The sequence below is a fragment of the Pseudomonas sp. CGJS7 genome (genome assembly GCF_036961695.1).
Map to the genome: position 1 here is coordinate 1 of NZ_JBAMDI010000127.1, position 20828 is coordinate 20828.

15 protein-coding genes are annotated in these 20828 nt (G+C 67.4%); 8 read left to right on the top strand and 7 right to left on the bottom strand.

Annotation, left to right across the window (positions count from 1 at the left end; all coding sequences use genetic code 11):
* Positions 1 to 25 precede the first annotated feature (25 nt).
* The gene (gene hemF, locus V7787_RS43000) at positions 26 to 940 is read left to right on the top strand and encodes an oxygen-dependent coproporphyrinogen oxidase (RefSeq protein ID WP_336093794.1); all 915 of its coding nucleotides are present in this window, start codon (positions 26 to 28) and stop codon (positions 938 to 940) included.
* 129 nt (positions 941 to 1069) lie between these two features.
* On the opposite strand, the gene V7787_RS43005 is transcribed toward hemF, so the two are convergent.
* On the bottom strand, positions 1070 to 1546 hold the full coding sequence (locus tag V7787_RS43005; RefSeq protein WP_336093774.1) for a DUF421 domain-containing protein: 477 nt from the start codon (positions 1544 to 1546) through the stop codon (positions 1070 to 1072).
* Between the two features lie 663 nt (positions 1547 to 2209).
* Positions 2210 to 4981, bottom strand: coding sequence for a DNA polymerase I (polA, locus tag V7787_RS43010; protein WP_336093775.1), 2772 nt, complete (start codon positions 4979 to 4981; stop codon positions 2210 to 2212).
* 134 nt (positions 4982 to 5115) lie between these two features.
* Here polA and V7787_RS43015 point away from each other — a divergent pair, with 134 nt between their 5' ends.
* Both V7787_RS43015 and V7787_RS43020 read left to right on the top strand, forming a co-directional pair.
* The gene (locus V7787_RS43015) at positions 5116 to 5439 is read left to right on the top strand and encodes a DUF2782 domain-containing protein (protein WP_336093776.1); all 324 of its coding nucleotides are present in this window, start codon (positions 5116 to 5118) and stop codon (positions 5437 to 5439) included.
* Positions 5440 to 5511: 72 nt separating this feature from the next.
* Positions 5512 to 5955, top strand: coding sequence for a GNAT family N-acetyltransferase (locus V7787_RS43020; protein WP_336093777.1), 444 nt, complete (start codon positions 5512 to 5514; stop codon positions 5953 to 5955).
* A gap of 13 nt (positions 5956 to 5968) precedes the next feature.
* Here V7787_RS43020 and V7787_RS43025 read toward each other — a convergent pair whose 3' ends face one another.
* Positions 5969 to 6412 carry a GNAT family N-acetyltransferase gene (locus V7787_RS43025; RefSeq protein ID WP_336093778.1) on the bottom strand — a complete coding sequence of 148 codons (444 nt, stop codon included), beginning with the start codon at positions 6410 to 6412 and terminating at the stop codon, positions 5969 to 5971.
* A gap of 106 nt (positions 6413 to 6518) precedes the next feature.
* Positions 6519 to 8609, bottom strand: coding sequence for a S9 family peptidase (locus tag V7787_RS43030; RefSeq protein WP_336093779.1), 2091 nt, complete (start codon positions 8607 to 8609; stop codon positions 6519 to 6521).
* 168 nt (positions 8610 to 8777) lie between these two features.
* Between V7787_RS43030 and V7787_RS43035 the strand changes: the two genes are divergently transcribed.
* Complete coding sequence (locus tag V7787_RS43035) at positions 8778 to 9326, top strand: hypothetical protein (protein ID WP_336093780.1); 549 nt, start codon at positions 8778 to 8780, stop codon at positions 9324 to 9326.
* Positions 9327 to 9339: 13 nt separating this feature from the next.
* On the opposite strand, the gene V7787_RS43040 is transcribed toward V7787_RS43035, so the two are convergent.
* Complete coding sequence (locus tag V7787_RS43040) at positions 9340 to 10560, bottom strand: hypothetical protein (RefSeq protein WP_336093781.1); 1221 nt, start codon at positions 10558 to 10560, stop codon at positions 9340 to 9342.
* Positions 10561 to 10736: 176 nt separating this feature from the next.
* On the opposite strand from V7787_RS43040, the gene V7787_RS43045 reads away from it, so the two are divergent.
* Entirely contained in the window at positions 10737 to 13073 is a 2337-nt protein-coding gene (locus tag V7787_RS43045) for a TonB-dependent receptor plug domain-containing protein (RefSeq protein ID WP_336093782.1), read from the top strand.
* Positions 13074 to 13360: 287 nt separating this feature from the next.
* Here V7787_RS43045 and uvrD read toward each other — a convergent pair whose 3' ends face one another.
* Entirely contained in the window at positions 13361 to 15538 is a 2178-nt protein-coding gene (gene uvrD, locus V7787_RS43050) for a DNA helicase II (protein WP_336093783.1), read from the bottom strand.
* Positions 15539 to 15630: 92 nt separating this feature from the next.
* On the opposite strand from uvrD, the gene V7787_RS43055 reads away from it, so the two are divergent.
* The gene (locus V7787_RS43055; RefSeq protein WP_336093785.1) at positions 15631 to 16641 is read left to right on the top strand and encodes a M61 family metallopeptidase; all 1011 of its coding nucleotides are present in this window, start codon (positions 15631 to 15633) and stop codon (positions 16639 to 16641) included.
* Between the two features lie 276 nt (positions 16642 to 16917).
* Here V7787_RS43055 and V7787_RS43060 read toward each other — a convergent pair whose 3' ends face one another.
* Positions 16918 to 17556, bottom strand: a complete 639-nt coding sequence (locus V7787_RS43060; protein ID WP_336093786.1) for a TIGR00645 family protein — start codon at positions 17554 to 17556, stop codon at positions 16918 to 16920.
* A 215-nt stretch (positions 17557 to 17771) separates the two neighbouring features.
* Between V7787_RS43060 and V7787_RS43065 the strand changes: the two genes are divergently transcribed.
* Together V7787_RS43065 and V7787_RS43070 are read left to right on the top strand one after the other, a co-directional pair.
* The gene (locus V7787_RS43065) at positions 17772 to 18482 is read left to right on the top strand and encodes a glutathione binding-like protein (RefSeq protein WP_336093787.1); all 711 of its coding nucleotides are present in this window, start codon (positions 17772 to 17774) and stop codon (positions 18480 to 18482) included.
* 55 nt (positions 18483 to 18537) lie between these two features.
* Entirely contained in the window at positions 18538 to 20796 is a 2259-nt protein-coding gene (locus V7787_RS43070; protein ID WP_336093788.1) for a S9 family peptidase, read from the top strand.
* Positions 20797 to 20828 lie beyond the last annotated feature (32 nt).

Consider the following 20828-nt stretch of genomic DNA (forward strand, 5'->3'; position numbering starts at 1 on the left):
CGGCGGCATCGGTAGAATGCGCGGCATGAGCGATTTCGACCGCGTACGCGATTACCTCTCCGGCCTGCAGGACCGCCTGTGCGCCGCCATCGAACAGGCCGACGGCCAGGCGCGCTTCGTCGAAGACATCTGGCAGCGCCCGGAAGGCGGCGGCGGCCGCACCCGCATCCTGCGCGGCGGACAAGTGTTCGAGCAGGCCGGCATCGGCTTTTCCGACGTCTCCGGCAGCAAGCTGCCGCCGTCGGCCAGCGCCGCGCGGCCGGAACTGGCCGGCGCGTCCTGGCGCGCGGTCGGGGTGTCGCTGGTGTTCCATCCGAACAATCCCTACCTGCCGACCACCCACGCCAACGTGCGCTACTTCCGCGCGATGCGCGACGGCGAAACCGTGGCCTGGTGGTTCGGCGGCGGCTTCGATCTGACCCCGTTCTACCCGTTCATCGAAGACGTGCGCCATTGGCACGGCACCGCCCGCGCGCTGTGCGAGCCGTTCGGCGGCGAAGAGCGCTATCAGGCGCACAAGCGCTGGTGCGACGACTACTTCTTCCTCAAGCACCGCAACGAAACCCGCGGCGTCGGCGGCTTGTTCTTCGACGATCTGCACGGCGATTTCGAACGCGACTTCGCCTATCAGCGCGCGGTCGGAGACGGGTTCCTCGACGCTTATCTGCCGCTGGTGGAGCGTCGCCGCGATACCGCCTTTGGCGAGCGCGAACGGCAGTTCCAGCTGTACCGGCGCGGGCGTTATGTCGAGTTCAATCTGGTGTTCGACCGCGGCACCTTGTTCGGGCTGCAATCGGGCGGGCGCACCGAATCGATTCTGATGAGCCTGCCGCCGCTGGTGCGCTGGGAATACGGCTTCAGCCCAGAGGCGGACAGCGATGAGGCCAAGTTGGCCGCGTATCTGACGCCGCGCGATTGGTTGGGCGAAGCGCAAGGCTGATCGCCTGCAGCGATAGCTGCCTGTAGGAGCTGCGACCGCGACATCCGGCTTGCGTCGTCAGCGGGGTTTCGCGGTCGCAGCTCGCGCAGCTCCTACAGGGCGCCGTCGCGACAACGCTCAGGATCTGGCTCAACCGGCCTTCTTCAACATCGTGATGTGGCCGTTGGTTTCCAGCATCGCCAGGGCGATGTGGTCGACCTCATCGCAATCGTTCTCGCGCATGGCTTTCTCGAAATCGGCACGGCTAACCAACTCGCGCCGCAGCACGTTGCGGAAGACGTGGCCGTCGCGCGCCAACACCACCGGCTCGCCTTCCAGCACCCGTTCGGCCCGCGCGCTGCGCGCGGCGAGGTAGCCGATCGACCAGTTCAAGGTCATCAGCGTGGTCGCCAGGATCAGTCCGCCGGTGACCGAGTTGTCGCTGCCCAGCAGCGCGTTCTGCACCGCGTTGCCCAGCAGCACGATCAGCAGCATGTCGAACGAGGTGAACTGCCCCATCGTGCGCTTGCCGGACAGGCGGATCATCGCCAGCAGCACGAAGTAGACGATGCAGGCGCGGACCAGGTACTCCCACCACGGCATCGACAGGTGAAAGGCGTCGGACATCGGGCGGGCTCCTGGCGGCGATGGCGCGATTGTGGCGCGGCGGCGGGTGGAGTGGGCGTAACGGGTTGCAGGCGCCACGCCAAGCGCCGTGGGCACTCCCGCGAGGCTTCAGCGCGCCCTCTCCAGACCGTCATTCCCGCGTAGGCGGGAATCCAGGGCCTTTCATGCGAGAACGTTTGAAGTCGCTGGATTCCCGCGTTCGCGGGAATGACGTCCTGGAAGGGTGACGCTGAAGTCTCTGGATTCCCGCCTTCGCGGGAATGACGTTCTGGGGAGATGACGCTGAAGGCTCTTGGCTCTGGATGTTCGGCTCCGCCGAAGTAAAGCGGAGCCTGCCTGCGCGGGAATGACGGCCCCGGCCATCGCGGCCCCGGCGGCTTTCCGGCGGCTTTCCGGCGGCCCCGGCGCTTTCCGGAGCCCCAAATAAAAAGCCCCGCAGGCAGGGGGGGCCGGCGGGGCTGGTGGAGCGTGCCCTGGGGAGGGGGCGTTCGCTCCGGGGGATCACTCCAGGGGAGGGAGAGATCGGCGACAGACGTTGCATCTGTCGCGACCTATATGACCACCTGGCACATGGATAGTTCGTGAAGACCAGAGTTAATAAATTGTTGGGTTCAGGACCGATTCATTAAACCAAGCCCTGCAAAATCAATGGCTTCCAGATAATCAATGCGCTTCGTCCCAATTAATACCGACACCGCTGTCTACCACCAGCGGCACGCGCAATGTGGCGGCCGCCGCCATCCGCCGCGAGGCTTCCTCGCGCAGTTCCGGGATGAACGCCTCGTCGGCTTCGAATACCAGTTCGTCGTGCACCTGCAGGATCATCTTGGCACGCGCGCTGTGAGCGCCGAGCCAAGCATCGATGTCGATCATCGCGCGCTTGATGATGTCGGCCGCGGTGCCCTGCATCGGCGCGTTGATCGCCGCGCGTTCGGCGCCCGCGCGCAGGCCCTGGTTGGAGGCCTTGATGTTGTCCAGATACAGGCGCCGGCCGAACACGGTCTCCACATAGCCCTGCTCGCGCGCCTCCTGGCGGGTGCGCTCCATGAAATCGCGCACGCCGGGGTAACGGCTGAAGTACAGGGCGATGTAGTCCTGCGCCTCGCCGCGGCCGATGCCGAGCTGGCGCGCCAGACCGAACGCGCTCATGCCGTACATCAAACCGAAGTTGATCGCCTTGGCCGCGCGGCGTTCGTTGCCGCTGACCTCGTCCAGGGATTTCTTGCCGAACACTTCCGCCGCGGTGGCGCGGTGCACGTCGGCGCCGGATTCGAACGCGCGCACCAGGCCGGCGTCTTCCGACAGGTGGGCCATGATCCGCAGTTCGATCTGCGAGTAGTCGCAAGCCAGCAACCGCCGGCCCTCCGGCGCGATGAAGGCGCGGCGGATGCGGCGGCCGTCGTCGGTGCGGATCGGAATGTTCTGCAGGTTCGGATCGCTTGAGGCCAGCCGCCCGGTGGCCGCGCCGGCCTGGTGATAACTGGTGTGCACGCGGCCGGTGTGCGGGTTGACCATTTCCGGCAATTTGTCGGTGTAGGTGCTGCGCAGCTTGGCCAGACCGCGGTATTCCAGGATCACCCGCGGCAGTTCGTGCTGATCGGCGATCGCTTCCAGCGCTTCTTCGTTGGTGCTCGGCTGGCCGGTCGGGGTCTTCACCAGCACCGGCAGCTTGAGCTCATCGAACAACAAGGCTTGCAGCTGCTTCGGCGAATCCAGGTTGAAGGTGCGCCCGGCCAGTTCGGTCGCCTTGATCTGCGCATCGAGCATGCGCTTGCCCAGGTCCTGCGATTGCCGGCGCAACTCATCGCCGTCGACCATCACCCCGTTGGCCTCGACCCGCGCCAGCACCGGCACCAGCGGCATTTCGATCTCGCGGTAGACCTTCTCCAGCTCCGGCTCGGCGGCCAGACGCGCGCCGAGCACGCGGTGCAGGCGCAAGGTCACGTCGGCGTCTTCGGCGGCGTAAGCGGTGGCGTCGTCGATGGCGACCTGCGAGAACGCGATCTGCTTGGCGCCCTTGCCGGCGACGTCGGCGTATTTGATCGTGTCGTAACCCAGATAGCGCTTGGCCAGCGAATCCATGTCGTGGCGGCTGGCGGTGGCGTTGTAGACGAAGCTCTCCAGCATGGTGTCGTCGGCGTAACCGGCCACCTCGACGCCGTGACGGCGCAGCACGTGCAGGTCGTACTTGCCGTGTTGGCCGAGCTTGCGCCGGGCCGGATCGGCGAACACCGGACGCAGCGCCGCCAGCACCGACTCGCGATCGAGCTGGGCCGGCGCGCCGGGGTAGTCGTGGCCCAGCGGGATGTACACCGCGCGGCCGGTCTGGGTGGCGAAGCTCAGGCCGACCAAGTTGGCCAGCATCGGGTCGAGCGAATCGGTTTCGCTGTCGAAGGCGAATTCGTCGCTGGACTGCAACTCGGCCACCAGCGCATCGAGCTGCGATTGGGTCGTGATGGCCTCGTATTCGCCCTTGACCGACAGGGCGGCGTCGGGCGCCTCCGCGGCCGCGCTGGAGCGCGCGTGGCCGGCGGCGGTGGCGCGCAAGCCGGCGCGGTCGGAGGCGATCTCGTTGGCGGTGGCGTTGGCGCCGCCCTCGATCTCGCGCAGCGCCTGCTTGAAGCCGTAGCGCGCATACAGCGTGCGCAGCGCTTCCAGATCGCGCTCGCGCAGCGCCAGTTCCTGCGGCCCGCGCTCGAGTTCGACATCGGTCTTGATCGTGGTCAGCACGCGGTTGAGCGGCAGCCGGCCGAGCGCGGCGCGCAGGTTGTCGCCGATCTTGCCCTTGATCTGGCCGGCGTGTTCGATCACCCCGTCCAGGGTGCCGTACTCGCCCAGCCACTTGGCCGCGGTCTTGGGCCCGCACTTCTCAACGCCGGGGACGTTGTCGACAGTGTCGCCCATCAGCGAGAGCAGATCGACGATCTGATTCGGATTGACCCCGAACTTTGCGAACACCGCCTCATCCGAATCCATCCGGCTGCCGCTCATGGTGTTGACCAGGGCCACGCCCGGGCGGACCAGCTGAGCGAAGTCTTTGTCGCCGGTGGAAATGGTGACGTCGATGGACTCGGCGTTGGCGCGCAGCGCCAGCGTGCCGATCACGTCGTCGGCCTCGACCCCGTCGATGCGCAGGATCGGAATGCCCAGCGCTTCGACGATCTCGCACATCGGCAGGATCTGCGCGCGCAGATCGTCCGGCATCGGCGGACGATTGGCCTTGTACTGCGGGTCGAGGTCGTCGCGGAAGGTCTTGCCGGGCGCGTCGACCACGAAGGCGACGAAGTCCGGGCGCTCGCTCAAGGTCGAGCGCAGCATGTTGACCACGCCGAACAGCGCGCCGGTGGGTTCGCCGGCATCGTTGCTCAGCGGCGGCAGCGCGTGGAAGGCGCGGTAGAGGTAGCTGGAACCATCGATCAGGACGAGTCTTTTCATGGGACCGATTCTACCCCCAGTGGTCTACGCTCAGTGGTCGCCGGGGCTGCGAATGCGGCCCGCGCGCTGCGCCCCATGCGCACCCTTAACGCCGCCGCGGCGTATGCTGTCGGCCTGAAATCCGGAGAAACGCCATGCGCGCCCCCCACGCGTCGCCGACGCCCCTCGCCGCCCTGCTCGGCCTCTCGCTCGCCCTGGCGCTGAGCGGCTGCGCCACCACCCGCGCGGCCGAGGATCCCACCGCCGCGCTCAGCAACGCCGAAATCCGCACCCGCACGGTCGAGAACGGCGACGTGCTGGAGGAATACCGGGTCGCCGGGCAACTGCGCGCGGTCAAGATCACCCCCGCGCGTGGGCCGGTGTATTACCTGGTCGACGAAAACGGCGACGGCAAGCTCGATACCAGCAAGGGCGAAGGCACAGTCTCACCGGTGTATTTCAAGCTGTTCAGCTGGTAAGCCCCGCGGCTTGGCGGCCGCCGCGCGCGGGCCGCTGTCGAACCTCTCTCATTAATTCCGCCTGGGAATCGCATGCCCGCTTCGTCCGCGCCCGAAATCCGCACCGTCGTCGGCGACGCCGAACTGCGCGCCGTATGGCCGCTGGTGTCGCAACTGCGGCCCGAGTTCGATGAGCCGCGCTTCATCGCCCAGATGCACCGGCAGATCGCCGAAGGCTGCCGCGCCACCGTCGCCTACGACGGCCAAGGCGTGCCGCGCGCGTTCGCCTGCTGGCGGGTGATGGAGATGCTCGCGGTCGGCCTGCACGTGTATGTCGACGATCTGATCACCGACCAATCGGTGCGCAGCCAGGGGTACGGCAAGGCGATGCTGGATTGGCTCAAGGCCGAAGCCAAGCGGCTGGGCTGCGCGCGGCTGCAATTGGACTCGGGCACCCAACGCCAGGATGCGCACGCGTTCTATCTGCGCGAGCGGCTGCGCATCGAGGCGTTCCATTTCGGGGTGAAGCTGGACTGAGGGCGGCGGCCGTCTACTCGGGCGACAAGCGCTTTTGCAGAAACAGCCGCTGCCGGCCGCGCGGAAAATCCTCCAGCCGGCCGAATTCGCGGTATCCCTGCTTCAGATAAAACCCTTCGGCCTGCCAGTCGAACGTGTCCAGATGCGCCGCATTCGCTCCGGACTCGATCGCGCTTGCTTCGATCCGCGCCAGCAACGCCGCGCCGAGCCCATGGCCGCGCGCGGCTTGCTCGACCCACAGCGCCTCCAGGTGCAACCAGCCCAAGCCGACATAGCCGACCGCGCCGCCGATCAAGCGCCCGTCGGCGGCGTGCGCGGCCAGCCACAGCGGTTTGAAATCGTGCGCGCCGATGACTTCGCTGTTGAACCGGCGCAGGCCGGCGCAGATCGCCTCGGCCTCGGATTCGCTGGCGGGCGCGATCCGCGCTTGCGGGTCGGCGTGTGGGTTCGAAGTCATGGCGCTTGAGCGTGGTCGAGTCGGCGACGAGGCAAGTTTTACTCCACCGCGATGCGATCTCCCGGCCCCTCATCGCAGAAGGGAGCCGGGGCGACCGCGCCGCGACTCAGCCCTCGGGCGCCGCCGGCGGGTTGTTCTCGCTGTTGGCGGCTGCGGGCTTGTTGCGATAACGCTCGAACCACCCCAGCGTATTGAGCACCTGCGCCAGGGTTTCGCTGGGCCGCGCGCCGATGCCGTGCGAGGCGCCGGGGATGCGGATCATCGCGGTGTCCACGCGATGCAGCTTGAGCGCGGTGTAGTACTGCTCGGTTTCCGAGATCGGCGTGCGGTAGTCGCTCTCGCCGGTGATCAACATCGTCGGCGTCTTGACCTTGCCCACGTACGCCAGCGGCGACAGCCTCCAGTACAGCTCCTGCGCTTCCCACGGCGGGCCCGGGAACCAGTGCTGGGTGATGTAGGACGGGCCGTCGGAGGTCAGCGCGAAGCTGGTGAAGTTGATCACCGGCTTGGCCACCACCGCGGCGCGGAAGCGATCGGTGTGGCCGACGATCCACGCGGTCAGCACGCCGCCGCCGGAGCCGCCGGTGACGTAGAGCTGTTGCGGATCGACATAGCCCTTGGCGATGGTCGCGTCGACCGCGCTCATCAGATCGTCGTAATCGTGGCTGGGATAGTTCTGGTGGATATGATCGGCGAAGGCCTGGCCGTAACTGGTGCTGCCGCGCGGGTTGAGATACAGCACCACATAACCAGCGGCGGCGTAGAGCTGGGTTTCCACGGCGAAGCGCGGGCCGTAATTGGCGTACGGGCCGCCGTGGATTTCCAGCAGCAACGGGTAACGCTTGCCGGGCTGGAACTGCGGCGGTTTGACGATCCAGCCTTGCACGTCCAGGCCGTCGGCCGAGGACTTGGTCCACAGCGTTTCGACCTCGCCCAGGCGCTTGCGCGCGAGCGAGTCGGCGTTGAGATCGGTCAGCACCCGCGACTTGCCGCCGCGCTCGACCACCGCCACATCGGCCGGGCGCGAGGCGGTGCCGCGGGTATAGGCCACGCGCGCGCCGCCGACCGAGAAACTGCCGCCCGGATACGGCCGGCCGATGGTGGTGCCGCCGACGTCGTCGGCGACCGATTCGACCTTGCCGCCGCCCGCGCCGATCCAGCCCAGATGGCTTACGCCTTCGCGGTCGTAACCGAAATACACGCCGCGGCCGCTGCGATCCCATTGCGGGTTTTCGATGTCGTAATCGAAGGATTCGGTCAGCGCGCGCGATTTGCCGCTGGCCAGGTCCAGCACATACAGATGGGTGACCTGATAGCTGCGCTTGCGGTCGTCGTAGCCCAGATACGCCAGTTGCCGGCCGTCGGGCGACAGCACCGGCGACACATCGGGCCCGGCGCGGTCGGTCAAGGCCACGGTTTCGCCGCTGGCGACATCGACCCGGTAAATGTCGTTGTCGATCGGCCGATACTCGGCATCGGCGCGACGGTTGGACACCACGAACAGCGAAGCGCCGTCGCGGCTCCACACCGGCACGGAGTCGTGGTCGAAGTCGCCGCGGGTGACCTGGCGCGGAGTGCCGCCGTCGGCCGGCATCACGAACACATGGGTATAGCCCGGCTTGAAGTAACCGGCGCCGTCGCCGCGGTAGTTCATGCGGTCGATCAGCTTGACCGCGTCGGCCCACTGCGCGCCCTCGGGTTTGGCCGGCAACTGGGCCAAGGGCGTGGTGTCGGCGGCGACGTGCATGGTGAACGCGAGCCAGCGCCCGTCCGGCGACCAGGCCAGATTGGATGCGCCCTCGGTGAGACGGCTGATCGCCGACTGCTGGCCGCTGTCCATCCAGCGCACCCAGATCTGCGCCGAACCGTCGCGGTCGGACACCCAGGCGATGCGGTCGCCGCTGGGCGACCACACCGCGGCGCCGTCGCCGAACGCGCCGCCGGTCAGCGCGCGCTGTTTGCCGCTGTCGGCGTCGATCAGCCACAGATTGCTGCGCCGGCGGTCCTTCATGATGTCGAAGAACTTGCGCTGGTAAACGATGCGGCGTCCGTCCGGCGAGATCGCCGGCGCGTCGGCCCATTCCAGGTCGAACAGATCCTTGGGTTGCAGATTGCGCGGATCGGTGTGCGGATCGGCGGCGTAAGCGGCCGGCGCGGACAACGCCAGCGCGGCGGCGAGCAGGAGACGTGCGAGCATCGGAGGTTCCGTCAGGCAGGCATGAGAAGCGCAGCCTAGGCGCTCGCGAATGCGCCTTTACAGTGTCGTTCGTCGTGGCCGCGACACAGGCCGAACGGCACGCGCGCGCGCCGTCGCGGGCTGCTAGGGTGCCCGGCAGGTCCACAGGGGGCTTCACGGATGATGGCCATGATTTCGACTCGCCCATCGCGCGGCCGCGCTCTGCGCTGGCTGGCCGCCGGTTTGCTCGCGCTGTTGGCCGCCTGCGGCGAGCCGGCCGCGAACGTCGAGCAACCCAAGCGCTACGACCGGCTCGGCGTGCAGATGCAGATTCCGGCCAACTGGAAGCTCAGCGACGATGAGCGCGTGTCCGGCATGCATTACCTGGCCGTGGAAAGTCCGGGCTCGGCGCTGTTCATCGCCATGATCCAATCCGACGGCGGCCGCGACCTGGGAGAATTCGCGCGCAGCTTCTCGGCCGATGCCGACAAGTCGATGCCGGCGATGCTCAGCGGCGAAAGCCGCTTCGATCTGTCCGGCTTCGCCGAGGGCACCGTGCGCGAGCGTTATGTCGCCAGCATCGGCGGGGTGAAGGTTCCGCACCTGCGCGAGTACCACAAGATCACCGGCGCGCATCGCACCGCATTCCTGATCACCCAGAGCGCGGAAGAAGACCTCGCCCAGACTCAGCCGGGGTTCGATCTGTTGGTGAAGTCGTTCAAGCTCACCGATCGCTGAGGCGCAGCGCGCCTCAGCCTTGGCAGCGGCTGCGCAGGTTCAGGGCGTGGGCGATGTCGCGCCAGTCGAACGCGCCGACCGCCTGATCGTCGTGGACGGCGTAGAACACGCCGTCGGGGAAGCGCGGCGAGCCGGCCTGTTGCAGCCACACGCCGTCGGTGTTGCCGACGGTGCGGCCGGCGAAGGTGCCCAGGTGACGCAGGCTCACCCGATCGAACACGTGGAAGGCGCTGCGGTCTTTGTATTGGTCGGTGGCGATCCAATAACCGCTGCCGTCCTCGCACTGCCACAGCGCGATGCCTTCGGCCTGGGCCTTGAACAAGCCCAGGCCCAGGGTGCGGCCGCGGTAGCGTCCGTCCAGGCCGTACTCGCGAATCGCGGTGCCGGTGGCCAGGTCTTCCTCGGCGATCAACAGCCGGTCGTGGGCCGGATCGCCCCAGATCGATTCCGGTACGCGGATCGCGCCTTCGGCGCTGGTATCGCCGAAGGCGCCGAGGTGGCGCGCGACCGGCCTGGCGCCGCCGAGCGCGATCCGGTAGCGCTGCATGCGCCGGCCCAGTTGTTCCAGCGGCGGCGGGATTTCGTTGCCGTCGGCGTCTTCGCCGGCCATGTAGGCATCGGTGACGATCGCTTCCAGTTCGTTGGCGCCGAGCGCGCGCACCCAGATGCCGTAGGGTTGCTGCAGTTGCTCGGCGCCGAAGCTGGTCAGCGGCCGCAGCCGCGGCGTGCGGGTGTCGGCGATGCCCGGCGCGTTGAGCGGCGCGTCCGCCAGCGATAGCGACAACACCTGCACGCGGCGGTTGTCGCGTTCGACCACGAACGCCAGATCGCCGACCACGGCGATGCCGTTGGGCCGGCGGAATTCGCCCAGGCCGCCGCCTTCGCGGCCGTAACGCGCGACCGCGTCGCCGCGCTCGCCGTCGTAGATCGCCAGGCCGCCGCCCTGCTTGGCCGTCGCCAGCACCCACAAGCGTCCGTTCGGCGCGCGCCAGACCGCCGGCGAATCGATGTTGTCCTGCGGCGTGGCCGCGGTCACGAAGGCCTCATCGACCTGGGCGAAGGCCAGGCCCGCGCGGGCCAGCAACGGATCGGCGTCGCCGCGTTCGTCGGGTTCGCGTTGCGCGGCCGGCGCCGATGCCGATGCCGATGCGACGCCATCGCGCGGCGCGTCCGCAGTCGCGCAGCCGGCCAGAACCAAGGCGATGGAGAGGATCGAGATCGAGCGTTTGGGCATGGACGCGGTCGCTTCGGCGGCATTGTTACCGACGCCGTTATAGAACCGTCACATTCCGCTTTCATGACAGCGACGGCGCGCGCGAGCACGCGCCGGAACGATAAATCGCGCACACAGTCATCGTCCTGCCATCGCATGGACTTACAACGCTCGCCATCTGTTCACCGGCCCCTCCCATGCGCAGCCCGCGACGCTTCACGCTCAGCCACCACGCGCTCAGCGCCGCCTTATCGATCTGCCTCGCCGCGCCGGCCGTGGCCGCCGACGCGCCCGCCGAGGCGACCGATCTCGACCGGGTCACCGTGACCGGCCAGATCGCCTACCGCGACCGCAGCGAGGCCACCGCGCCGACGCTGAGCTACGGCCTGGACTACTTCCAACGCTTCGAACCATTGACGGTCGGCGACATGCTCAAACGCGTGCCGAGCGTGGGCTTCGTCTCCGACGTGCTGGAGTACGACGGCGCGCGGCTGCGCGGTCTGGACCCGGGCTACACCCAGATTCTGATCAACGGCAAGAAAGTGCCCGGCGCCGGCGGCGACCGTTCGTTCTATGTCGACCGCATTCCGGCCGAACTGGTCGAACGCATCGAAATCATCCGCAGCCCCAGCGCCAACCGTTCCGGCGATGCGGTCGCCGGCGCGCTCAACATCGTGCTGCGCGACGCCTACGAATTCGACGGCGGCTATCTGCGCGCCGGCGCGCTGCATTTCGACGACGGCAAGACCAAGCCGGTGTTCGGCGCGGTCGGCAGCGGCGAATTCGCCGGCGGCCGCGTGCTCGGCGGCATCAACGTGCAGGGCCGGCACAACCCCAAGCGCAAGCGCAGCGACCGGTTCGAATCGCTCGGCGGCGATTTCGTCGACCGCGAAGACCAGAGCGACGTGCGCGACGGCACCGACTACTCCGGCAACCTGTCCTACACCCGCGACATCGGCAGCGGCCGGCTCAGCGTGGACGGCTTCTACGTGCGCACCGACCGCACCGAGACCGAGCATTCGCGCGAGTACAACGACCCGTCCAGCCTTGCGCGCGGGCATCTGCTGTCGATCAACGATCAGAAAGTCGATATCCAGCAAGACAACGCCAGCCTCAACGCCCGCTACGCCTTCGACCTGGCCGGCGGCCGCAGCGAGATCGACCTGGGCTACGCGCGCTTCGAAGACCGCCGCCACGACACCGAGCAGGAAGTCGGTTACGACGCCGAAGACAGCCCGCCCTCGTTCGACGGCTTCGAAGGCACCCGTATCCTCGGCGACACCCGCGACAGCGAGTTCAGCCTGAAGCTGGCGCACAGCCGCGCGCTCGGCGCGGCCAAGCTGGAGTTCGGCGTGGACGGCCTGGACAAGCGCCGCACCGCCTCGCTGCGCACCAGCGAAGTCAAGGCCAAGAAAGAAGGCCAGCCGCTGCCGCCGTATGCGCAGTTCGAGCGCCAGAGCAGCCGGATCGAAGAGCGCCGGATCGATCCGTACCTGATGTTTTCCGGCAAGCAAGGCCGGGTGGATTGGGAAACCGGCCTGCGCTACGAGACCACCCGCTCGAACATCCGCAGCCTGGCCGCGGAAGGCGACGACAGCGTGCGCGCCGACAAGGACTACGGCCTGCTGCTGCCCTCGGCGCATCTGCGCTTCAACCTGACCGAACACGACCGCCTCAGCGCGTCGCTGGCGCGCACCGTGCGCCGTCCCGACTTCGCCCAACTGTTGCCGATGACCTTGGAAAAGGAATACGGCGACAACGACTTCCTCGGCAATCCCGCGCTGCGTCCGGAAACCGCGTGGGGTCTGGACCTGGGTTACGAGCGTCGGCTGGGCCAGCGCGGCGTGGTCGGGGTGAACCTGTTCTATCGCAAGGTGCGCGATCTGATCGAAATCGTCGGCACCGGCCGGCCCAGCGCGGCCGCGCTGGAAGATCATGCCGACGCGGTCGATGAGTTTCTCGACGAACATCCTGGCGCAGGCCCCGGCACGCCCGGTTATCCGGCGCTGGATGCGGACAGCTTCGTGTTCACCGCGGCCAATATCGGCGACGGCCGGGTGTACGGAGCCGAATTCGACTTGTCCACGCCGCTGACGGCGTTGGGCTTGCCCGATACCGGGGTGTTCCTCAATTACTCATGGCTCGACAGCGACGTCGACGACGATTTCGGCAAGCGCCGTTTCAACAATCAGCCGCGCAGCGTGCTCAATGTCGGTTTCATTCAAGACCTGCCGGGCGTGGCGATGTCGTTCGGCGCCAGTTACCGGCGCCAGGGCGATGCGGCCTCGCGGGTGCTGGGCGAGGAGGTCTCGACCCATTACGGCGCCGATCTGGAGGCGTTCGTCGAGAAGCGCTTCGGCTCGCAGGTGGCGGTGCGTTTGACCGGGTCGAATCTGCTCAACGCCTCCAAGGATGAGGCGTTTCATAAGTTCGATACGTTGGACGATCAGAACGATCGCGATTACGACGAGTACGAGCGCGAAAGCGAGAAGGCGGGGCCGGTGTATCAGCTGACGGTGCGTTACGCGTTTTGATGGCAGGGCGTGGCGGCCCGTTCGGGCGGCTGCGCTGGCCTTCACCGCGGCTCGTTACTGCGGGCATTCATCTCGCCATACCCGCCTGCTCTTTTTGCTCGTCATTCCCGCGAAGGCGGGAATCCAGGGCCTTATCGCGACATGGCTCTGAAGTCTCTGGATTCCCGCCTTCGCGGGAATGACGAGCAAAAGCATGTGGCGGACGACGGGGCCGAAGGGCCTCGACTCGACTGGCGGGGCCCTTCTGCGACGAACACCGCGCCTTCATTGACGCGTTGAACGTTTAACTAGAGGGGCTGCAAATTCGCATACGCCAACACCAGCCACTTGCTCCCGGCATCGTCGAAATTCACCTGCACCCGCGCATGCGCGCCGGCGCCCTCGTAATCGGTGACCGTGCCGGTGCCGAAACTGGCGTGGCGCACTTGCGAGCCCAGCTTGACCGGCGGCGCCTCGATCGGCGCGTGGCCGAAGTCGCGGCGCGGCGCGCTGTTGAACGCCGGGCGCGAGACCTGCACCTTCGGCCGCACTTCGTTGAGCAAGGTCGAGGGAATCTCGCGCAGGAAGCGCGAAGGCATGCCGAACATGTCCATGCCGTGGATGCGGCGGCTTTCGGCGTAGCTGAGCACCAGTTTCTCGCGCGCGCGGGTGATGCCGACATAGGCCAGCCGGCGCTCTTCTTCCAGGCGCCCGGATTCTTCGGTCGAACGGTTGCTCGGGAACAGCCCTTCTTCCAGCCCGCCCAGGAACACCAGCGGAAACTCCAGGCCCTTGGCGCTGTGCAGGGTCATCAGCTGCACCCCGTCCTCGCCGGCCTGGGCCTGGCCTTCGCCGGCCTCCAGCGCCGCGTAGCTCAGGAACGCGATCAGCTCCGGCATCGCCGCGGCCTCATCCTCATCGCTGCGGCTGAAGCGCGAGGCCACCGAGACCAATTCGTCGAGGTTGTCGGTGCGCGAGTCGAGCTGGCCGCGCGATTCGTTGGCGTAGTGCTCGCGCAAACCCGAACGCTGCAGCACGTGGTCGATCTTCTCCGGCAGCGGCATGTCGGCCACGTCGCTTTGCAAGGTGTCGATCAGCAAAGCGAAACCGGCCAGGGCGTTGCGCGCGCGTCCGGCCAGCACGGTTTCCGACGACAGCCGCAGCGCGGCGTCCCACAACGAGACCGCGTCGGCGCGGGCGCGCTTGCGCACTTCATCGAGGGTGCGCTCGCCGATGCCGCGGGTGGGCGTGTTGACCGCGCGCTCGAACGCGGCGTCGTCGGCGCGGTTGGCGATCAGGCGCAAATAGGCCAGGGTGTCCTTGATTTCGGCGCGCTCGAAGAAGCGCTGGCCGCCGTACACGCGGTACGGCACCTGTTCGGACAGCAAGGCTTCTTCGTAGGCGCGCGACTGGGCGTTGCTGCGGTACAGGATGGCGACGTCGCCGTAACTGCCGCCGTCGCGCACCCACTGGCGCAGGCGCTCGATCACGAAGCGCGCTTCGTCCATCTCGTTGTAGGCCGCGTACAGGTCGATCGGCTCGCCGTGGCCGGTGTCGGTCCACAGCTTCTTGCCCAGCCGGTCCGGGTTGTGGGCGATGACCGCGTTGGCCGCGTCGAGAATATTCGCGCTGGAACGGTAGTTCTGTTCCAGGCGGATGGTCTGCGCGCCGGGAAAGTCGCGCAGGAAGCGCTGCACGTTCTCGACCTTGGCGCCGCGCCAGCCGTAGATGGCCTGATCGTCGTCGCCGACCACGAACACATGGCCGGTGTCGCCGGCCAGCACCCGCACGAAGGCGTACTGGATCGCGTTGGTGTCCTGGAATTCGTCGACCAGGATCTCGCGGAAGCGGTTGCGGTAGTGGCTCAGCAGCGCCGGGTTGTCGCGCAGCAATTCGTGCGCGCGCAGCAGCAGTTCGGCGAAGTCGACCAGACCGGCGCGCTCGCAGCGCTCCTGATAGGCCTCGTAGCAGCGCAGCATCACGTCGGCCCAATCGTCGCCGACCGGCTGGATGTTGCGCGGGCGTTTGCCTTCGTCCTTCTGCGCGTTGATCCACCAGCTGATCTGGCGCGGCGGGAAGCGGGTTTCGTCCAGTTCCAGCGCCTGCACCACGCGCTTGACCAGGCGCAGCTGATCGTCGCTGTCGAGCACCTGGAACCCTTCCGGCAACTTCGCCTCCTGCCAATGCAGGCGCAGCAGGCGGTGGGCCAGACCGTGGAAGGTGCCGATCCACATCCCGCGCGCGCCGCGCGCCAGCTGCGCGTCGACGCGCGTGCGCATTTCGCCGGCGGCCTTGTTGGTGAAGGTCACCGCCAGGATGCCGTGGGTGGGCACGCCATAGACTTCGTTGAGCCAGGCGATGCGGTGGGTCAGCACGCGGGTCTTGCCGCTGCCGGCGCCGGCGAGAACCAGGTAGTGGCCGGCCGGAGCCGAAACGGCCTCGCGCTGGGCCGGATTGAGTGCGTCGAGCAGGTGCGATACGTCCATCGGGCTATTGTAACGGCCCGGATGCGGGAACCTTCCCGTATCGCCCGGTTTCAAACCCGATCGGTTCCGAACCGATCACACAAGCGACGATCATGGCCTTGCGCGTTCCGCCGTTGCCGAGTCTGCTGCTTTGCGCCGCGATCACCGCGACGGCGGCTCCGGCGCGCGCGCAAACCGACGCCGCAGCCCCGGCCCGCGACACGGCGGCCGCCGAGCGCGCCGATGAACGGGTGATCCGCGCCGGCGACACCCGGCTGCGGGTGATCGTGGAAAACCCCGGCGATCGCGCCCGCGCCGATGAGCTGCACCGCTGGCTGGACGAATGCGCCCGCGCAGCGCTGACCGCGTTCGGCCGCTTCCCCTTGCGCGAAGCCAGCGTGCGCATCCGCCAGGTGCCGCGACGCGGCCGCGACCCCAGCCCGGTGCCGTGGGGCCAGACCCAACGCAGCGACGGCGTCTGGGTGCTGCTGTACGTGCGCGAAGACGCGAGCCTGGCCGAACTGCGCGCCGATTGGACCGCGGTGCACGAGCTTTCGCACCTGTTCCACCCGTATCTGGGCGATGAGGGCCGCTGGCTCGCCGAAGGGCTGGCCAGTTACTACCAGAACGTTCTGCGCGCGCGCGCCGGGTTGCTCGATCCGGATGAGGCCTGGCGCCGACTCGACGGCGGTTTTCAACGCGGGCGCGCGGTCGGCGTGGGGCAACGCATGGACCGGATGGGCTGGAGCCGTGGCGCAACCATGCGCATCTATTGGGCCGGCGCGGCGTATTGGCTGGAAGCCGACCTGGCCTTGCGCCGCGAGCGCGGCAACAGCCTGGAGCGGGTGCTGTCGCGCTATTCGCAATGCTGTCTGGACGGCGAGGAACACCTGGAACCGGAAGCCTTCGTCGCGGCGCTGGATCGCGCTGGCGGCGGTGGCGTGTTCGCGCGTTTGTACGAGCGCTATTCGGCGATGACCGAGTTTCCGTCGCTGGAGGCGGCCTATCGCGAGTTGGGTATCGGCCGGGAGGGGGGCTCGCTGAAATTCTCGGGCGATGCCGATGCGCTGCGGTTGCGGCGGGCGATCATGGAGCCGCAGCGGAAGGAGCCGCAGCGCAAATAGCCGCTGCCTGCGAGCCCCGCCCGCTTATCTGTAAGTCCTCACACCTCTGTAAGGCCTCACACCCGGAAAACCTCACCCCGTCATTCCGGCGAAAGCCGGAATCCATTTTGACGTTGCTCTACTTCCACGGCGCTGGGAGCCGGGAGAAAAATCAAAATGGATTCCGGCTTTCGCCGGAATGACGGGGTGATGGGTTCGAAGCGACTCGAAGCGAATCGAATCGACGACAGCTAAAGAACGGTGCGAGGCTCAAGCGCCCTCGCACCGCGCCATGACTCAATGCGCCTTGGCCGGCGCCTTGTGCGCGCTCATCAACTTGTCGGTCCAGGCGATACCGATCGCCGAGACGATGAACAGCAAGTGGATGATCGACTGCCACATCACCCCCGCCGCGCTGACTTCCGAACAGGTCGCCCGCAGCGTGGTCTTGACGTTCGCCGTCATCGCCGCGACCGCGCGCGCGGCCTCGTAGGCTTCCGGCGTGCCGCACAGCGGCAGGCCCAGGTTGCCGGCGCCGATGAAGGTCTTGAGCAGGTGGATCGAGGAGATGCCGATGATCGCCATCGCCAGCTTGACCTTGAGCACGCTGGCGTTGACGTGGCTCAGCCACTCGGGCTGATCGGGGTGGCCTTCCAGGCGCAGGCGCGAGACGAAGGTCTCATAACCGCCGACGATCACCATCACCAGCAGGTTGGAGATCATCACCACGTCGATCAGACCCAGCACGATCAGCATGATCGCCTGCTCGGTCAGACTGGCCGCGTCGCTGACCAGATGGATCAGCTCTTTGACGAACTGGAAGACGTAAACGCCCTGGGCGACGATCAGGCCCAGATACAGCGGCAACTGCAGCCAGCGCGAGCTGAAGATCAGGGCCGGCAGGGGATTGAGTCGGTTGATCTTGGGATCGGTCATACGGAACTCGGAACTCGTTGAATGGGAAGGCGATTCCCGCGCAGCGGGGCCCACAGAGTAGCCGGCCGGCGGCGACAAGGCCATGTCGGCGGGCCCATCGGCTTCAGCGGGCGGCTAAGCCGCGGCGCCGACGGCACACGCCGTCCCACCGGCGCGGCGGCCTCGCCCGCGGGGCCGCGCTTACACTGCCGCCTTTCTCCGCGGAGTCCGTCCCGATGATCGACCTGCATTACTGGCCAACCCCCAATGGCCACAAAATCACTTTGTTCCTGGAAGAAGCCGCTCAGGCCGGCGCCGGCCTGGAGTACTCGATCAAGCCGGTCGATATCGGCGCGGGCGATCAGTTCAAGCCCGAGTTCCTGCGCATCTCGCCCAACAACCGCATGCCGGCCATCGTCGACCATGCGCCGGCGGACGGCGGCGCGGCCATCAGTGTGTTCGAGTCCGGCGCGATCTTGCAGTATCTGGCGGAAAAGACCGGCCTGTTCGCGCCGAGCGCGACGCGCGCGCGGGTCGAGGTCAACGAATGGCTGTTCTGGCAGGTCGGCGGCTACGGCCCGATGCTCGGCCAGAACCACCACTTCAACCGCTACGCGCCGGAGAAGGTGCCGTACGCGATCGACCGCTATCAGCGCGAAACCGAACGGCTGTACGGCGTGTTGGACCGACGGCTGGCGGGCCGGGAGTACATCGCCGCCGATACACTGACCCTCGCCGATTTCGCCTGCTACCCCTGGACTCGCGAACACGAGTGGCACCACGTCGATCTGGCCCGTTATCCCAACGTGCAGCGTTGGCACGACGAGCTGAGCGCGCGGCCGGCCTTCCAACGGGCGTACGAAATAGGCAAGGTGTACCGGGCCGACAAGACCATGACCGACGAAATGCGCCGCAATTTGTTCGGCACGCCGGCACCCACGCCTTGATGCAGCAACCGACGCCGGACCGCGGTCCGGCGTCCGCCACGGAACCATCGTCCGCATGAAAAACTCCCGCCGCCTCGCTGTTTGCCTGCTCGCCATGTCGCTGACCGCCACCTCCGCCCTCGCCGCCTCCAAGCCCACCGCCGCGCCCGCGCCCGGCCGCCTGACCCTGGAAGCCCTGACCGGCGATGCGCCGCTGTCGGGTCCGAGCCTGGTCAAGGCCAAGATCGCGCCGGACGGCAGCCGGGTCGGCTTCCTGCGCGGCAAGCAACGCGACCGCAATCGCCTGGACTTGTGGGCCTACGACATCGCCAGCGGCAAGACCCAGTTGCTGGTCGACTCCGACGATGTGCTGCCCGGCGCGGAAGTGCTCAGCGACGAAGAGAAAGCGCGGCGCGAACGCCAGCGCATCGCCGCGCTGTCGGGCATCGTCGAATACCAATGGTCGCCCGACGGCAAGCGCCTGCTGTTCCCGCTCGGCGGCGAGCTGTATCTGTACGACCTGGAAAAATCCGGCAAGGCCGCGGTGCGCAAGCTCACCAACGGCGAGGGGTTCGCCACCGATCCCAAGCTCTCGCCCAAGGGCGGCTTCGTCAGTTTCGTGCGCAAGCGCAATCTGTGGGTGATCGATCTGGCCGACGGCAAGGCCACCCAGCTGACCCGCGACGGCAGCGACAGCATCGGCAACGGCGTGGCCGAATTCGTCGCCGATGAGGAAATGGACCGCCACACCGGTTACTGGTGGGCGCCGGACGATTCGGCCATCGCCTTCGCCCGCATCGACGAAACGCCGGTGCCGATCCAGAAGCGTTATGAGGTCTATCCCGACCGCACCGACGTGGTTCAACAGCGTTACCCGGCCGCAGGCGATCACAACGTGCTGGTGACGCTGAAAGTCGCCGGCATCGGCGCGCACGCCGGCGCGATCCGCGAGATCGACCTGGGCAAGGAACAAGATATCTATCTGGCGCGGGTGGATTGGCGCGATGCCGGCCGCCTGACCTTCCAGCGCCAATCGCGCGATCAGCACAAACTGGAGCTGATCGAAACCGATCTGGCCTCGGGCAAGCAGCGCACCCTGGCCACCGAAACCTCCAAGACCTGGGTGCCTCTGCACAACGACCTGCACTTCCTCAAGGACGGGCGGATCCTGTGGAACAGCGAGCGCAGCGGCTTCGAGCATCTGTACCTGCTGTCCGAGGACGGCGCCCAGGCCACTGCGTTGACCTCCGGCGATTGGCCGGTCGACAGCGTGCTGGCGGTCGATGAAGCCGCCGGGCAAGTGTATTTCTCCGCCGGCAAGGACAGCCCGACCGACGCCCAGGTGTATCGCGTGGCGCTCGCCGGCGGCGCGATCGAGCGCTTGTCCAAGACCGACGGCCAACACACGGCCAACTTCGCCAAGAACGCCAGCGTCTACGTCGACGCTTGGTCGAACCCGCAAACGCCGCCGCAGTTGGAGTTGTTCCGCAACGACGGCAGCCGCATCGCCGCGCTGATCGACAACGACCTGGCCGATCCCAAGCATCCGTACGCGCCGTACCTGCAAGCGCAGCGGCCGGTCGAGTTCGGCACGCTCAAGGCCGCCGACGGCAAGACCGCGCTGCACTACAGCCTGATCAAGCCCAGCGATTTCGATCCGTCCAAGCGCTATCCGGTGGTGGTCTACGTCTACGGCGGCCCGGCGGCGCAGTCGGTCAAGCGCACCTGGGCACCGGATTTCAACCAGTACCTGGCCCAGCGCGGCTATGTGGTGTTCTCGCTCGACAACCGCGGCACGCCGCGGCGCGGCGCGGCGTTCGGCGGCGCGCTGTACCGCAAGCAGGGCACGGTGGAAGTCGCCGACCAGCTCAAGGGTGTGGAGTGGTTGAAGTCGCAGCCGTGGGTCGACGGCGCCAAGATCGGCGTCTACGGCTGGTCAAATGGCGGTTACATGACCCTGATGATGCTGGCCAAGGCCAGCGACCAGTACGCCTGCGGCGTCGCCGGCGCGCCGGTCACCGACTGGGGCCTGTACGACAGTCACTACACCGAGCGTTACATGGGCCTGCCCAAGACCAACGCCGAGGGCTATCGCGAAGGCCGCGTGCTCGAACACCTCGACGGCCTCACCTCCAAGCTGCTGCTGATCCACGGCATGGCCGACGACAACGTGTTGTTCACCAACTCCACCGTGCTGATGAGCGCGTTGCAGCAACGCGGCCAGCCGTTCGAGCTGATGACCTATCCGGGCGCCAAGCACGGCCTGCGCGGGCGCGACAATCTGCATCGCCTGCGCCTGACCGAGGATTTCTTCGACCGCTGCCTCAAGCGCTGAGCGCGCGGACTGGCCGCCACCGACCGAACGAC

Coding starts and splice junctions, on each gene's coding strand:
- V7787_RS43055 (WP_336093785.1), top strand. CDS start 15,631: ATGGCCTTGCGCGTTCCGCCGTTGCCGAGTCTGCTGCTTTGCGCCGCG.
- V7787_RS43020 (WP_336093777.1), top strand. CDS start 5,512: ATGCCCGCTTCGTCCGCGCCCGAAATCCGCACCGTCGTCGGCGACGCC.
- V7787_RS43045 (WP_336093782.1), top strand. CDS start 10,737: ATGCGCAGCCCGCGACGCTTCACGCTCAGCCACCACGCGCTCAGCGCC.
- V7787_RS43035 (WP_336093780.1), top strand. CDS start 8,778: ATGATTTCGACTCGCCCATCGCGCGGCCGCGCTCTGCGCTGGCTGGCC.
- uvrD (WP_336093783.1), bottom strand. CDS start 15,538: ATGGACGTATCGCACCTGCTCGACGCACTCAATCCGGCCCAGCGCGAG.
- V7787_RS43065 (WP_336093787.1), top strand. CDS start 17,772: ATGATCGACCTGCATTACTGGCCAACCCCCAATGGCCACAAAATCACT.
- V7787_RS43040 (WP_336093781.1), bottom strand. CDS start 10,560: ATGCCCAAACGCTCGATCTCGATCCTCTCCATCGCCTTGGTTCTGGCC.
- V7787_RS43030 (WP_336093779.1), bottom strand. CDS start 8,609: ATGCTCGCACGTCTCCTGCTCGCCGCCGCGCTGGCGTTGTCCGCGCCG.
- polA (WP_336093775.1), bottom strand. CDS start 4,981: ATGAAAAGACTCGTCCTGATCGATGGTTCCAGCTACCTCTACCGCGCC.
- V7787_RS43060 (WP_336093786.1), bottom strand. CDS start 17,556: ATGACCGATCCCAAGATCAACCGACTCAATCCCCTGCCGGCCCTGATC.
- V7787_RS43070 (WP_336093788.1), top strand. CDS start 18,538: ATGAAAAACTCCCGCCGCCTCGCTGTTTGCCTGCTCGCCATGTCGCTG.
- hemF (WP_336093794.1), top strand. CDS start 26: ATGAGCGATTTCGACCGCGTACGCGATTACCTCTCCGGCCTGCAGGAC.
- V7787_RS43025 (WP_336093778.1), bottom strand. CDS start 6,412: ATGACTTCGAACCCACACGCCGACCCGCAAGCGCGGATCGCGCCCGCC.
- V7787_RS43005 (WP_336093774.1), bottom strand. CDS start 1,546: ATGTCCGACGCCTTTCACCTGTCGATGCCGTGGTGGGAGTACCTGGTC.
- V7787_RS43015 (WP_336093776.1), top strand. CDS start 5,116: ATGCGCGCCCCCCACGCGTCGCCGACGCCCCTCGCCGCCCTGCTCGGC.